10 protein-coding genes are annotated in these 14748 nt (G+C 66.7%); all 10 read left to right on the forward strand.

Features of this window, described 5'->3' with window-relative positions; translation table 11 throughout:
• The first annotated feature begins 7 nt into the window (after positions 1-7).
• The 10 genes from argS (at position 8) to ABT392_RS18275 (ending at position 14745) form a co-directional block, all read left to right on the forward strand.
• On the forward strand, positions 8-1726 hold the full coding sequence (argS, locus tag ABT392_RS18230) for an arginine--tRNA ligase (protein ID WP_395385008.1): 1719 nt from the start codon (positions 8-10) through the stop codon (positions 1724-1726).
• Positions 1723-2412, forward strand: a complete 690-nt coding sequence (locus ABT392_RS18235; protein WP_395385007.1) for an SPOR domain-containing protein — start codon at positions 1723-1725, stop codon at positions 2410-2412. The genes argS and ABT392_RS18235 overlap by 4 nt, the downstream gene beginning before the upstream one ends.
• Before the next feature lie 65 nt (positions 2413-2477).
• On the forward strand, positions 2478-3140 hold the full coding sequence (locus tag ABT392_RS18240; protein WP_334279546.1) for a thiol:disulfide interchange protein DsbA/DsbL: 663 nt from the start codon (positions 2478-2480) through the stop codon (positions 3138-3140).
• Positions 3141-3210: 70 nt separating this feature from the next.
• Positions 3211-3843: a lipopolysaccharide transport periplasmic protein LptA gene (lptA, locus tag ABT392_RS18245; RefSeq protein ID WP_334279547.1), complete on the forward strand. Its 633-nt coding sequence runs from the start codon at positions 3211-3213 to the stop codon at positions 3841-3843.
• The gene (gene lptB, locus ABT392_RS18250) at positions 3840-4619 is read left to right on the forward strand and encodes an LPS export ABC transporter ATP-binding protein (RefSeq protein WP_395385006.1); all 780 of its coding nucleotides are present in this window, start codon (positions 3840-3842) and stop codon (positions 4617-4619) included. Before lptA ends, lptB begins: the two co-directional genes overlap by 4 nt.
• A gap of 20 nt (positions 4620-4639) precedes the next feature.
• Positions 4640-6139, forward strand: a complete 1500-nt coding sequence (locus tag ABT392_RS18255; RefSeq protein WP_334279549.1) for an RNA polymerase factor sigma-54 — start codon at positions 4640-4642, stop codon at positions 6137-6139.
• Between the two features lie 444 nt (positions 6140-6583).
• Positions 6584-10360, forward strand: a complete 3777-nt coding sequence (locus tag ABT392_RS18260) for a TonB-dependent receptor (RefSeq protein WP_395385005.1) — start codon at positions 6584-6586, stop codon at positions 10358-10360.
• Positions 10357-11814, forward strand: a complete 1458-nt coding sequence (locus ABT392_RS18265) for a tetratricopeptide repeat protein (protein WP_395385004.1) — start codon at positions 10357-10359, stop codon at positions 11812-11814. Before ABT392_RS18260 ends, ABT392_RS18265 begins: the two co-directional genes overlap by 4 nt.
• Positions 11815-11862: 48 nt before the next feature.
• The gene (locus tag ABT392_RS18270) at positions 11863-13119 is read left to right on the forward strand and encodes a THUMP domain-containing class I SAM-dependent RNA methyltransferase (RefSeq protein WP_334279552.1); all 1257 of its coding nucleotides are present in this window, start codon (positions 11863-11865) and stop codon (positions 13117-13119) included.
• Positions 13120-13185: 66 nt separating this feature from the next.
• On the forward strand, positions 13186-14745 hold the full coding sequence (locus ABT392_RS18275) for an alkaline phosphatase D family protein (protein ID WP_395385003.1): 1560 nt from the start codon (positions 13186-13188) through the stop codon (positions 14743-14745).
• Positions 14746-14748: the final 3 nt, after the last annotated feature.

Consider the following 14748-nt stretch of genomic DNA (forward strand, 5'->3'; position numbering starts at 1 on the left):
TCGGCCCATGATTCAAGCCAAGCAGGAACTGCTCGCCGCCCTGGGCGAAGCCATCCAGGAACTGAACCCCGGCGCCGACCTGGCCGCCGCATTCGAGTCCCCCAAGCAAGCCAGCCATGGCGATTTCGCCTGTACCGTCGCCATGCAGATGGCCAAGGCGCTCAAGACCAACCCGCGCGCGCTGGCCGAACAGCTGATCGCCGCCCTGCAGGCCAAGCCTGCTTTCCAGCGCTGGGTCGAGGGCCTGGAGATCGCCGGCCCCGGCTTCATCAACATCCGCCTGAAGCCCGCCGCCAAGCAGGCCGTGGTGGCCGAGGTGCTGGGCGCTGGCGCAGCTTTTGGCACCCAGCAGGCCAACGATACCCACGTGATGGTGGAGTTCGTCTCGGCCAACCCGACCGGCCCGCTGCATGTGGGCCATGCCCGCCAGGCCGCGCTGGGCGATTCGATCTGCCACCTGTTCGAGACCCAAGGCTGCCAGGTCACCCGCGAGTTCTATTACAACGACGCTGGCGTGCAGATCGCCACGCTGGGCTCGTCGACGCAGAACCGCCTGAAAGGCCTGAAGCCGGGCGATGCAGGCTGGCCCGAGGCTGCCTACAACGGCGACTACATCCAGGACATCGCTGACGACTTCCTGGCCAGGAAGACCGTCAAGGCAGACGACCGAGAGTTCACCGCCTCGGGCGACGTGAACGACCTGGACGGCATCCGCCAGTTCGCCGTGGCCTATCTGCGCCACGAGCAAGACCTGGACCTGCAGGCCTTCGGTCTGAAGTTCGACAACTACTTCCTCGAGTCCAGCGTCTACGCCGGTGGCCAGCTGGAGAAGGCTGTCGAGCGCATGATCGCCGCCGGCAAGACCTACGAGGAAGGCGGCGCGCTGTGGTTCAAGTCGACCGATTACGGCGACGACAAGGACCGGGTGATGCGCAAGAGTGAAGGCGGCTTCACCTACTTCGTGCCGGACGTGGCCTACCACGTCAACAAGTTCCAGCGCGGCTACACCAAGTGCATCAACATCCAGGGCACCGACCACCACGGCACCATCGCCCGTGTGCGCGGCGGCCTGCAGGCGCAGGGCCTGGGCATTCCGCAAGGGTTCCCGGACTACGTGCTGCACAAGATGGTCACGGTGATGAAGGGCGGCGAGGAGGTCAAGATCTCCAAGCGCGCCGGCTCCTACGTGACGCTGCGCGACCTGATCGACTGGACGAGCCGCGATGCCGTGCGCTTCTTCCTGATCAGCCGCAAGGCCGACACCGAGTTCATCTTCGACGTCGACCTGGCCCTGCAGCAGAACGACGAGAACCCGGTGTTCTACGTGCAGTACGCCCATGCGCGCATCTGCTCCATCATCCGCCGCTGGGTCGATGAAGAGAGCGGCGACGAGGCCGCGCTCAACGGTGCCGATCTGGCCCTGCTGACTGCCCCGACCGAGGCCGCCTTGATGCTCAAGCTGGCCGACTATCCGCGCATGCTCAGCAGCGCCGCGGCCGGCCTGGCGCCGCATGACGTGGCCTTCTACCTGCGCGATCTGGCCGGTGCCTTCCACAGCTACTATGCGGCCGAACGCGTGCTGGGCCAGGCTGCAGAGTTGACCCGTGCGCGGGTGGCCCTGCTGGCGGCCACGCGCCAGGTGCTGCGCAATGCGCTGACGGTGCTGGGTGTCAGCGCGCCGGAAGCAATGTCTCGTGGTGAACAAGCAACGACGGAGTCTGCATGAGCAAAGGTCAGGGCGGTGGTGGTGGCGGTGGCGGCAGCAGCGAGCGCGGAGGCTTCGTCCTCGGCCTGATCGTCGGCCTCTTGATCGGCCTGGCTGTTGCCCTGGGCGTGGCGCTCTACATCAACAAGACGCCGATTCCCTTCGTCAACAAGGTGCCGCAACGCACCGCCGAGCAGGACGCCGAAGAGGCCGAACGCAACAAGAACTGGGACCCGAACGCACCGCTGGCCGGCAAGAACGCCAAGGCCGCGAGCGGCGTGGTCAGCGGCGGCGAAGTGAAGCCGGCGGCACCTGCTCAAGCCCCTTCGAGCGCAAGCCCAGCGCCCGCGCCCGCGCCCGTAACCACGGCACCGGCCGCAGCACCCGCGCCAGCGCCAGCGCCGGCACCCGCCGCCAGCAAGGCCGGCAAGGCTGAGGCCAAGGTGGATGCCAAGGCCCCCGCGGCCGACCCATCGATCTACTTCGTTCAGGCCGGCGCCTATCTGAAGAATGACGACGCCGAAGCCCAGCGCGCCAAGCTGGCCCTGCTCGGCCACAGCGCCAGGATTTACGAATTCGAACAATCGGGCCGCACCGTGTACCGGGTCCGCATCGGCCCGCTGGATGCGCGCGAGGACGCCGAAGGCCTTCAGAAGAAGCTGGAAACCGCCGGCGTTGACGCCAATCTGGTGCGTGTCCAGCGCTGATCGGTCAGCTGTTCTACGATCCCGGCCGTTGCATCCCCTATTCGCAGTTCACAGGTAGCTGATTCATGAATCGTCGCGACTTCTCCGCTCTCGGACTCTCGGCCCTGGCACTTGGCAGCGCCGGCCTCGCCCAGGCACAGGGCGGCCCCATCGAGGGCAAGCATTTCAAGCGCCTCGCCAGCCCGCTGCCCACGACGCCGGGCAAGATCGAGGTCACCGAGTTCTTCTGGTACGGCTGCCCGCATTGCTATGCGCTGGAGCCGATGCTGCAGGAATGGGTCAAGCAGCTGCCCCCCGACGTGGTGTTCCGCCGCGTGCATGTCGGCTTCCGCCCCAATATCAAGCCGCACCAGAAGCTGTTCTACGCGCTTGACGGCCTGGGCAAGGCCGAGGAATACCACCAGCGCGTCTTCGCCGCCTTCCACCAGCAGCGCCTGGAGCTGGACGACGACAAGGCCATCATCGCGCTGGCCACCAAGATGGGCCTGGACACCGCCAAGTTCACCGCGATGTACAACTCCTTCGGCATCGAGAGCAAGCTGTTGCAGGCCAACAAGCTGTTCGAGGCCTACAACATGGACGGCGTGCCGGCGATCGCCATCGGCGGCCGCTTCTGGACCTCGCCCTCGATGGTGGGCGAACGTGGCATGACCGAACAGGAACAGGGCATGCGCGCGCTGCAGGTCGCCAACAGCCTGATCCAGCGCGCGCGCAGCTCAAAGCCGTGACGTAATTGCCAGCGGCCCGGGGGTGGGCTGGGCCTAGAATGGCCTGCAAGTTTTGTGCCGCCCACCCACCATGCGCCCTGCCCATCTTTCCTCCTCGCTGCTGCTGAGCGCCCTCGCCTTGCTGGCCGCTGCGCCGGCGGGCGCCGAAAAGGGCGACCGCTACAAGCCGATGAACATCAGCTATGACGAAGGCGGTCGGGTCGAGATCGCCAACCAGCTGACCGAGCTCACCGGCAACGTGATCCTGAGCCAGGGCAGCCTGCTGCTGAAGGCCGGCAAGGTGGTGATCAAGGAAACCCCCGACGGCTTCTTCCAGGCCTCGGCCACTTCGGACGGCGACAAGCAGGTGAGCTTCAGCCAGGGCCGTGACACGCCGGGCGAGGTGATCGAAGGCAGGGCCGACCAGATCGAATACGACAGCCGCAAGGAAACCGTCCGCTTCGTCGGCAATGCGGTGCTTCGCCAACTGCGCAACGGCCTCGTCACGGGGGAGACCACCGGTGGCGAGATCGCCTATGACAACCGCAGCGAACTCTTCAAGACCAGCGGCGGCAATGTCGAGCGCAGCCCCAACGGCCGCGGCCGCATGGTGTTGATGCCGCGCGCAGCCAGTGCGCCCGAGGCATTGCCGTCCGCAAGCAGCGCACCGACCCAACTGCAGCCCAGCACCACGCTGCAAACCACGCCTCGCAAGCCCTCATGAGCGGCATCGACAGCGCAGCGGCGGCACCGGGCCGCCCGAGCCGGCTTGAGGCCGACGGACTGCAGAAGACCTACGGCGTGCGCCGCGTGGTCAAGAACGTGCACCTGGCCGTGGACAGCGGTGAAGTCGTGGGCCTCCTGGGTCCCAACGGTGCCGGCAAGACCACCAGCTTCTACATGATCGTCGGCCTGGTGCGGGCGGACGCCGGCGAGATCCGGCTCGATGGCGAGGCGCTGGAGCGCCTGCCCATCCACCGCCGCTCGCGCCTCGGGCTGTCCTATCTGCCGCAGGAGGCTTCGATCTTCCGCAAGCTCACCGTCGAGGAAAACATCCGCGCCGTGCTGGAGCTGCAGCAGGACGAGAACGGCAAGCCCTGGACCAAGACCCGCATCAACGAGATGCTGGACAGCCTCCTGCACGAGCTCTCGATCGAGAAGCTGCGCGACAGCCCTGCACCCGCGCTCTCGGGCGGCGAGCGCCGCCGGGTCGAGATTGCCCGCGCCCTGGCCACGCAGCCGCGCTTCATCCTCCTGGACGAGCCCTTTGCCGGCGTGGACCCGATCGCCGTGCTCGAGATCCAACGCATCATCGGCTTCCTGAAGGCGCGCGGCATCGGTGTGCTGATCACCGATCACAACGTGCGCGAGACCCTGGGCATCTGCGACCGCGCCTACATCATCAGCGAGGGCGAGGTGCTGGCCGAAGGCACGCCCGACGAGCTGGTGGCCAACGCCGACGTGCGCAAGGTGTACCTCGGCGAACACTTCAAAATGTAGGCTGCTGGGGCTGCGCTGAGATGAAACCCACCCTGCAGGTACGGCTCAGTCAGCATCTGGCGCTGACGCCCCAGTTGCAGCAGTCGATCCGGCTGCTGCAGCTCTCCACACTGGAGCTGCACCAGGAAGTGGAGCAGATGCTGGCGCAGAACCCGCTGCTCGAGACCGACGAGGAATTCGGCAGCGCGGTCACCGCACCCGAGCTCAGCGAAGTCCGCGGCAACGCGTCCGACGAACCCGACTCGGCACCTTCAGGCGATGGTGAGGCCGCGAGCGAGATCAAGGCCGAGGACTTCGGCACCACCGAGCGCGAAGACTGGGAAAACGGCACCGAGGGCGACGACTTCGACGGCATCCGCGAGCTGCCCGGCAGCGCCAGCTCCAGCAGCGAAGACGGAGAAAGGCCCGAGACCGAGGCGCCGTCCATCAGCCTGCAGCAGCATCTGCAACAGCAGATGGCCGGCATGTCTTTCAGCAGCGAAGACCGCGCCGCGCTCCTGGTGCTGATCGAATCGCTGAACGACGACGGCTACCTGGCCGACCCGCTGGAAGAGATCGCCGCCTCGCTCGCCGGTGAAGACGACCCCGAGGCACTCGAGGAATTGCTGGAACGCCTGCAGGTGGCCTTGCGCTGGCTGCAGAGCATGGAGCCCACCGGTGTCGGCGCCCGGGACCTCTCCGAATGCCTGCTCCTGCAACTGCGCACGCGGCCGCGCAGCCAGGTGCAGGTGGTGGCCATCCTGATCTGCAAGAACCACCTGGAGCTGCTGGCCCGGCGCGACAGCAAGAAGCTGATGGCACTCACCGGCGCCGACGAACAGCTGCTGCGCGAGGCGCAGACGCTGATCCAGACACTGGAGCCCAAGCCGGGCCGGCCGTTTGCGCCAGGCGAGGCGGCGGCCGTGGTGCCGGACGTGATCGTCAGCAAGAGCGGCCGCGGATTCCGTGTGATGCTCAACCCCGAGGTCGCGCCCAAGCTGCGCATCAACGAGCTCTATGCCAATGCGCTGCGCGCCACGCGCGGCGGCATCAGCAACAGCGCGCTGGGCGGCCAATTGCAGGAGGCGCGCTGGTTCATCAAGAACATCCAGCAGCGCTTCGACACCATCCTGCGTGTCTCGCAGGCCATCGTCGAGCGGCAGAAGGGCTTCTTCCAGCATGGGGCGCTGGCGATGAAGCCGCTGGTGCTCAGAGAAATAGCCGACGAGCTGGGCCTGCATGAATCGACCATCTCGCGCGTGACCACGGCCAAGTACATGGCCACGCCGCATGGCACCTTCGAGCTGAAGTACTTCTTCGGGTCCGGCCTCAACACCGATGCCGGCGGCAATGCCTCCAGCACGGCGGTGCGCGCGCTGATCAAGCAGTTCGTCGACGCCGAAGACAACAACAAGCCGCTGTCCGACAGCGCCTTGTCCGACATGCTGGAAGAGCAGGGCATCCAGGTGGCGCGGCGCACGGTGGCCAAGTACCGCGAGGCGCTGAAAATTGCGCCGGCCAATCTGCGCAAGGCGCTTTGACGCGACTCTGACCTGGGGTCTGAGCGGGGGTCTGAACGGGGCCCTGAATGCCTGCCGCGCAGCGCGCTGCCAACGCATGACCCAGCGACTTGCTAGGACTTTGCCGCGTCAGTCGCCGCACCGCAACAGCGCCGGCACAAACGATCAAGGCGTTGATTGATGCGCCCTGAATCCGCCCGGGATAACCCGCAAAGTGGGTGACCGGAAACCTTGCTTCCCGGCCGATTCATCCGCTATTCAAAATTCCGATAGTTCGACGCACAAGCGTCATACATCGATTCGGACCCGTCCTCATAAGCTGGACTCCTCACAAGCGCAGGCGGGCCTCATCCGGGCCTTGCAAGCAGGCTTGTAGATCGCCGCCTCGTGAAGCCTCGGGGCGCTTGCGGTGAACACCAGTCAATGACAAAAAGTGCCGGCCAAGCCCGGTGACGGAGACAGCTTGTGAACAAGATTTCGAAACTGGCCTTGCGGCCGGATGGCCTGGCCCTGGCCGTTTCCATGGCCCTCACGCTGATGGCCAGCGAGGCCGCGATGGCTCAAGCGAGCACGACGCCCGTAGCGCCGGCCAAGCCCGCGGCCGAAGCGGCGCAAGGCGGTGAACAGGCCAAGGACAGCAAGGATGACAAGAAGCCGGCAGCGAAGGCCACGGCCGAGCTGAGCTCGGTGCTGGTGATCGGCACGCGGCTCTCGCAGCAGTCCAGCATCGACCGCAAGAAGCGCGCGGCCACGGCCACCGACTCGGTCGTGGCGGAAGACGTCGGTGCCTTCCCTGACCGCAATATCGGCGAAGCGATCTCGCGCATTGCCGGTGTGGCGCTGGACCGCGGCGACTTCGGCGAAGGCGTGAGCGTCTCGGTGCGCGGCACCGGCGCCGATCTCACGCGTGTGGAGATGGATGGCCAGGCCGTGCAGGCTGGTGGCGGCACCGACCTGCTGGGTGGTGGCGGTGGCCGCGGTGTCGAGTTCCGCGAGCTTTCGTCGGACCTGATCAAGAGCGTGGACGTGGTCAAGGGTTCGACCGCCGCGATGACCGAAGGCTCGCTCGGCGGCAGCATCATCATCAACACGCGGACCGGCCTGGACTTCAAGAAGCCCTATTACTCGCTGCGCGTGGCCGCCACCGAGAGCTCCCTGAACAGGAAGACCACGCCCAACCTGAACCTGGTGCTGGCCGACAAGTTCCTGGACAAGCGTCTGGGCGTGCTGGTCAACCTGAACAAGTCCAACTACAACAGCGAGAGCCATCAGCAGAGCAATGGCGGCGTCAACGGCCTGCAAGGCCTGTTGCGCCAGGCGGACTTCGACAACTCGCCGGAGAAGACCTTTGCCTTCAACCCGGCCACGGTCTCCAAGACCGACCCGACGGTCAACGCCACGTTCCTGGCCTCGCCGCTGACGGCCGGCGGCACCTTCAATGCAGCCACGCCGCTGGAGCTGATCACCAAATCGGCCGCTGCGCAGAGCAAGGCCGACTGCTTCACTGCCTTCCCCAATCTCACCACGGCGCAGACCAGCGCGATCAACGGCAGCACGGCGCGCACGCTGGCCATCAACCAGCGCAACAACGAACAGCTGAGCTGCCTGAACCAGTGGAACGACTACACGCCGGCGCTGATCCGCTCCTATGTGCGCGGCCAGGACGACCGTCGCCACGGCGGCGACATCCGCCTGGATTTCAAGGTCAGCGATGAATTGAACATCTACGGCAAGTACGCGTCCAACCAGCGCAAGGTGGCCGACGTGGTGGGCAACTTCTCGGTGGGTGGCACGCCGACCTACAACACGGCCGGCACCTTCGTCGACTCGGCCGCTGGCGTGCGCTCGCTGGGCACCGGCCTGGCCTACCCCTACACCCTGATGCCGACGACCTACAGCTACCGCGCCGGTGCGCCGCTGGCCCAGGGCGCGACGGTGAACATCAAGCCCGGCTACACGGTGGATGACTCGCACCACGTGACGAGCTACACCACCACCGACAGCTACTACAACACCGACATGATCTTCAGCAAGATCGAGACGGATTCGAAGTATCTGCAGACCGGTGGCGAGTACCGCAACGGCCGCCTGAAGGCCGTCTTCATGGGGGGCAAGGCCGACTCGAGCATGTTCCGCTACGACCGCCGTGCGTCCTTCGGCTATCAGTACGGCGAGTCCACCTTCGCCGTGCAGCCCGATGGCTCCTGGAGCTTCGCGCTGCCACCCGGCAGCAGCAACGACCAGCTGAACTTCGCCAAGTACGCCGTGCTCTCGCCGCAACTGGCCAGCGCAGCCGTGCCGGTCTCGGCGACCAACACCGTGGCCGTGCCGGCCTACACCGCGGCCCAGAAGCCGCTGGTCACCCCGACGACCAATGTCCTGATCAGCCGCATCTTCAAGAGCGAGACCTCGGAGAAGACCGGCAAGCTCGACCTCACCTATGACCTGCAGGACAAGCTGCCCTTCATGAACTCGGTGCAGGGCGGCATCAACCTGCGCAACACCTCGGGCAAGTTCTGGGGCCTGGGCGGTGCCACGATCCAGGAGCCGCTGGGCACCTTCGGCCAGCCCGGCTATGTGGCCGGCATCTACCTGCCGACGGTCAATGTGCGCAGCTCCATCGTCGGCTGCGAGAACACCGCCGGCTCGCTCGCCGTGGGCGGCCAGCCCTGCGCCTACGGCTTCAACCCGAGCAACAACCCGGCCACGCCGCAGAACGGCCAGACCGTTATGACGCAGGCCCAGTACCAGGCGCTCGTGCAGAACGTGCTGTCGGTGGCACCGGCCGGCCAGTTCTATGCCGGCGCCAGCGGCCGCTCGCCGACGCTGATCAATGGCTGGAACCAGATCGATGTGGACAAGCTGTTCCAGGGTGCCGGCATCCCTATCAACCTCAACTGCGTGGTGACCTGCAAGGCCAGCGATGGCAAGGTCTACGAGCAGCCGTTCTCGCGCTTCCAGGAGAAGGCCAATGCCGCCTACCTGATGACGGACTTCGAGCTGGACCGCGTGCCCTTCACCGACTGGAAGCTGCCCTTCGGCATGGAGCTGGCCGGCAATGTCGGCGTGCGTGCGGTCAAGACCGACGTCACCGGCACCGGCTACCTGACCTTCATCTCGCGCAAGAAGACGGCGACCTATGACCCGCTCACCCCCGATGCGGCGGGCGGTATTGTCTCGACCACCTATCGCAAGAACACCTCGATCCAGAAATCGACGACGGACGTGATGCCTTCGCTGAACCTGGCGCTGTGGGTCGTGCCCGAGAAGGCCGTGCTGCGCTACAGCGGCGCCAAGACCATTGCCCGCCCGGCCTACAGCTTCCTCCTGCCCTCGGGCACCTGCATCTACGACGAGCGCCGCGAGGACTGGGCCAACGAAAGCGACGGCAGCGACGCCGACCAGAACTGCACCGGCACCATGGGCAACCCGGGCCTGAAGCCCTGGACCAATATCAACCAGAACATCGCGATGGAGTGGTACGTCAGCAAGGACACCATGCTCACCGCCGCCGTCTTCAAGCACCGCGGCCTGGTAGGCGCGCCGACGCGGGTCGTGCCGCGCACCAACGTCAAGGTCTTCGAAGGCACCGACACCATCGATCCGGTCACCGGCAAGCCGCTGTCGGAGCTGGAGTTCGCCTTCAACCAATGGGACAACCAGCAGCCGTCCACGCGCCGGGGCCTGGAACTGGGCATGAAGACCGCCTTCACCTTCCTGCCCTCGGTGTTGCGCTTCACCGGCCTGGATGCCAACTACACGCGGGTCCGCTCCAAGCAGGCTGTGCCCACGCTGGACCTGATCACCGGCCAGGAGCAGCCCATCGTCGGCGAGCCGAAGTATTCGTACAACGCCTCGCTCTGGTATGACGACGGTGGCTTCTCCGCCCGCGTGGCGCTGCAGGTCGTGGCACCTCGCTATGTCTGCTACCAGCCCTGCGGCACCAACTCGACCCTGAACGTCAACAACTATCCGTCCGAAGGCACCTACAACTGGCGCCTGCCCTACAACCCGGGCGTGCCGATCTGGAGCAGCCGCACCCGCTTCATCGACGCCAAGATGGCCTACAAGTTCAAGAACGGCGTCGAGATCTTCCTCGAGGGCCGCAACCTGACCGGCCAGCGCACGCAGACCAACACCGGCGGCTACGAGGAATACAGCGGCGGCATCCCGAGCGTCTACAGCGATGCCTACACCGGCCGCCGCTTCATGGTGGGCTTCAACATCCGGAGCCTGCAGTGAGGCGAACCCGCCTCGCTGTGCTGCTGATCCTGGCCGGGCCGCTTTCGGCGCTGGCCCAGGACGGCGGCAAGAAGGAGCTTTCGCCAGTGCAGGTCAGCGGCAGCCGCAATGGCGGTGTCGACCCGGCGATCGTCACCGCGGCCAAGAGCAAGCTGCTGTCGCGCAACTACGCGTCCTCCTGCGCCTTCATGAGCAGCTACAAGGCCAGCGAAGACTCGGTGACGCTGGCCTACATGCGCGACTTCGGCCTGCAGGACAGCCCGTCCAACGAAGCCGAGCGCCTGCGCGACACCGCGCCAGAAGGCTCGGCTGCGACCAGCATGCCGGGCAGCGCGATTGCGGCAGCGGAAGAAGCCGTCCCTGACCCGAACGCGCCCACGGTCGGCTGCTCCAAGTCCGACCGCGCCTTCGCCGCCGGCCGCAACTGGATCGCCCGCAAGGACAAGTCGCTGAGCCAGGCCTTCGATGCCTTCGAGGCCGAGGACTTCGCCAGCGCGCGCAAGCATTTCGAGCAGGCCTGGGACAAACTCGGCTACGAGGAGGCGGCCATGATGCTGGGCCGCCTCCATCTGCTGGGCCTGGGGACAGCGAAGGACACGAAGCAGGCGTTGGCCTGGTTTCGCAAGATCACCGATGGCCGCTTCGACCCGGTGGCCGACCGGATGCGTTTCGATCCGCGCTCGCCGGATCAGCTGACGGTGCGGGTGGACGCCGCAATGATGCTGGCCAAGATCCACATGACCGGCCAGGGCACGAGACGAGACCCGTCCGAGGCCCGCCGCTGGTATGCCAAGGCGCTGGATTTCGGCTTCATGCCTGCGGCCCATCTGCTGGGCCAGGCCGCCTTGATCGGCTATGGCGGCGAGAAAAGCGGCCGCCAGGCCCTTGAACTCTTCAAGCAGGCCGCCGAGCAAGGCCATGCGCCGGCCGCGTACGAGCTGGCCCGGCTCTACCGCGACGGAAGCGACGGCGTGCCGCGCGACCCGCAGCGTGCCGGCGCCTGGTTCCTCGAGGCCGCGAAAGCCGGCCATGTGGAAGCGACCTACACCGCGGCCCGCATGTACGACCTGGGCGTTGGCCTGCCGCTGGACCAGGGCCGCGCCCTGGTCTTCTACAAGGAAGCCGCGCTGAAGGGGCATGCCGACGCGCAGAACGCGCTGGCCACCTACTTCTACAACGGCCAGCTGATCGCGCAGGACATGGCCACGGCCCGCAAGCTCTTCCAGGCCGCCGCCACGCGCGGACAGGCCGAGGCCATGTTCAATCTGGGCGTGATGCTCAGCCGCGCCGAGGGCGGGCCCAAGGACCTGGGCACGGCCTATGCCTGGTTCACGCTGGCCCAGGCTTCGGGGCATGAACAGGCAGCCGCAGCGCTGGGCGCCATCGAGCCGCTCCTGCAGCCTGAAGACCGGGCACGGGCCGACGCGATCCTGAAGCCCCAGCCCAAACGGTAAGCCTGGGGGACAATCGGCGCCTGTTTCCCAAGAAGCCAGGCCCTGCCGATGTCCCGCCCCGAAACCCTCGATCTGTTCGTCTCCTGCCCCGGCGGCGTTGAAGCGCTGCTGGAAGCAGAGCTGCGCACCATCGTGCCCAAGGTTCACACCGAGGCCTTGCGCGGTGGCGTGGCGCTGCACAAGGCGCCGTACGAGGCGGTGCTGGCAATCAACCTCGAGAGCCGCCTGGCGCAGCGCGTGCTGGTCGAGCTGATCGAGGGCGGCTACCGCCATGAGGACGATCTCTACGCGCTGGCGCTGAAGGTCGACTGGACCCGCTGGATCACGCCGCGCGAAACCATCAAGATCGACACCACCGCCCACCGCTCGCCCCTGAAGAGCCTGAACTTCGCCACGCTGCGCATCAAGGACGCGATCTGCGACCAGCTGCGTGAGGAGTTCGGCGAGCGTCCGAGCGTCGATACGCACGACCCCGATTTCCCGGTCGTCCTGCACCTTGGCGAGGAGCGAGCCGCACTCTATGTGGACACCTCAGGCCAGCCGCTGTTCAAGCGCGGCTGGCGCCTGGACAAGGGCGATGCCCCCCTGAAGGAAACCCTGGCCGCCGCCATGCTGGCCGCTGCCGGCTGGCGCGGCACGCCTGAGACTGGCGGTGCCCTGCACGACCCCTGCTGCGGCTCCGGCACCATCCCCATCGAAGCGGCACAGATTGCCTGCGGCATCGCACCCGGCATCAACCGCCGCTTTGCCTTCGAGCGCCAACTGCCGTTCGCGCCGCTGCAGAACCGCTGGTCCGAGATGAAGCGTGCGGCGCAGGCCCGCGTCCATCCGCCGGCTGTGCCGATCTTCGCCAGCGACGTGGCCTTCCGCATGGTCGACTTCTCGCGGCGCAATGCCGAACGAGCCGGCGTGGCCCAGTACATCCAGTTCAATGGCGGCGATGCGCTGGAGCGCCCGGCACCGGCGCTGCCCGAGAACATGCCCGGCACCCTGATGATGAACCCGCCCTATGGCGAGCGGATCGAAGTGCGCGGCAAGGCGGCCGCGGTCCGCGATGCCTCGGGCTCGGAGCAAAGAGATGCCGACGACGAGTTCTTCCCGCGCCTGGCCTCGCACTGGAAGCGCGGCTACACGAGCGAGGAATCGGGCTGGACGGCCTGGATGCTCAGCCCCGACATGAAGCTGCCAAACAAGATGCGCCTGAAGGAATCGCGCCGCTTCCCGATGTGGAACGGCCCGATCGAGTGCCGGCTGTTCCGCTTCGACCTGGTCAAGGGCTCGGCACGCGAGAAGCGCGAGACCTGACCCCGAGCGCCCGAACGCCCTGGCACCGCCAATCCACCGCTATGCTGCTGCAGCGGAGGTATGGTGATGAATCGACGTGATTGGTTGCGCATGGCCACGGCAGCGAGCCTCGGCCAATGGGGCTCCCTCAGCAAGGCAGCGCCGCTGTTGGAGGTCGACCCCTTCCAGCTCGGCGTCGCCAGCGGCATGCCCAGTGCCACCGGCATCGTGCTGTGGACGCGCCTGCTGCCGCTCAACACCTTGCGCAACCCCTGGGGCGATGCGCCGCTGGACGTGCGCTGGGAGCTGGCCGACGACGCCTCGTTCAGCAAGCTCGTACGCACCGGCACAGCGCAGGCACTGCCTCAGTTGGCGCACAGCGTGCATGTGGAAGTCGAAGGCCTGGAGCCCGGCCGGCACTACCACTATCGATTCCTGGTTGGTGGCGCGGTCAGCCCCACGGGCCGCACGCGCACCCTGCCCGCGCCGGATGAACCGGTGCAGCGATTGCGCCTTGGCGTCGCCTCCTGCCAGCGCCTGGCCAACGGCTACTTCGGCGCCTACTCGCGCATGCTGGAAGAGAACCTGGACGCCATGACCTTTCTTGGCGACTACATCTACGACTCCGGTGCCTGGCCCTCGGCCATCCTGCCGCGCGGCCTGGAGCCGGCCCGCACGCTGGACGGCTACCGCCTGCACTACGAAACCCACAAACGCGAGCAGGCGCTGCAGGAGGCGCATGCGGCCCTGCCCTGGCTCCTGATCTGGGACGACCACGAGGTACTGAACGACTACGCCGGCAGCCCGGCGCGTGGCCTCGCCCCTGGCACCGAGGCACGCCAGCGCCGCGCGGCCTACCAGGCTTACTACGAGCACATGCCGCTTCGCCTGGCCAGCCTGGTGCGCGGCATGCAAGGGCTGACGCAGGACGGCGAAGAGCTGCGCATCTACGGCCGTGCGCAATGGGGCCAGCTGGCTTCAATGCACCTGCTGGACTGCCGCCAGTACCGCGACGCACAAGCCTGCTCAGGTGTGGGCGGCATGATCGAAACGCCGGTCTGCGACGCCATGCTGGACCCCAAGCGCACGATGCTGGGTGCCGAGCAGGAAGCCTGGCTGCACGCCGGCCTGGCGAAGCAGCGGCGCGGCGAAGGCCAGGCCTGGAACCTGCTCCTGCAGACAACGATGTTCTCGCCGCGCAAGATCCCGGTGCTGGGCAAGCAGCGGGTCTGGAACGATGGCTGGGACGGCTACCCGGCGGCGCGCGAACGCCTGATCGCCAGCCTCGTGGGCCAGGACGTGGCAGGGCCGGTCTTCATCGGCGGCGACCTGCATGAGAACTGGGCGTGCAACGTGCCCGGTGGCAGTGGCGAGTCTGCCCGTCAGACGGTGGCCAGCGAGTTCGTCGTGACGGGCATCACCATGAGTTCCTTCTTCCCGAAGATGATCGCGGACATCAAGGCCGCCAATCCGCACGCGCAGTTCGCGCAGGCGGGTAAATGCGGCTATGCGGTGGTGGAAGTGACACCCAAGCAAGTGCAGACCAGTTTCATGACGATCAACAGCATTGCCACGCTGGAGCCCACGGTCAGCCTGGCCGCCCGCTTCAACGTCGAAGCGGGCGATCCAAAGCTCGTGGCCGGCTGAACG

Origin of the sequence: Paucibacter sp. JuS9, from assembly GCF_044043925.2 — a bacterium.
Classification (GTDB): Bacteria; Pseudomonadota; Gammaproteobacteria; order Burkholderiales; family Burkholderiaceae_C; genus JAUASW01.

Coding starts and splice junctions, on each gene's coding strand:
- argS (WP_395385008.1), top strand. CDS start 8: ATGATTCAAGCCAAGCAGGAACTGCTCGCCGCCCTGGGCGAAGCCATC.
- ABT392_RS18235 (WP_395385007.1), top strand. CDS start 1,723: ATGAGCAAAGGTCAGGGCGGTGGTGGTGGCGGTGGCGGCAGCAGCGAG.
- ABT392_RS18240 (WP_334279546.1), top strand. CDS start 2,478: ATGAATCGTCGCGACTTCTCCGCTCTCGGACTCTCGGCCCTGGCACTT.
- lptA (WP_334279547.1), top strand. CDS start 3,211: ATGCGCCCTGCCCATCTTTCCTCCTCGCTGCTGCTGAGCGCCCTCGCC.
- lptB (WP_395385006.1), top strand. CDS start 3,840: ATGAGCGGCATCGACAGCGCAGCGGCGGCACCGGGCCGCCCGAGCCGG.
- ABT392_RS18255 (WP_334279549.1), top strand. CDS start 4,640: ATGAAACCCACCCTGCAGGTACGGCTCAGTCAGCATCTGGCGCTGACG.
- ABT392_RS18270 (WP_334279552.1), top strand. CDS start 11,863: ATGTCCCGCCCCGAAACCCTCGATCTGTTCGTCTCCTGCCCCGGCGGC.
- ABT392_RS18275 (WP_395385003.1), top strand. CDS start 13,186: ATGAATCGACGTGATTGGTTGCGCATGGCCACGGCAGCGAGCCTCGGC.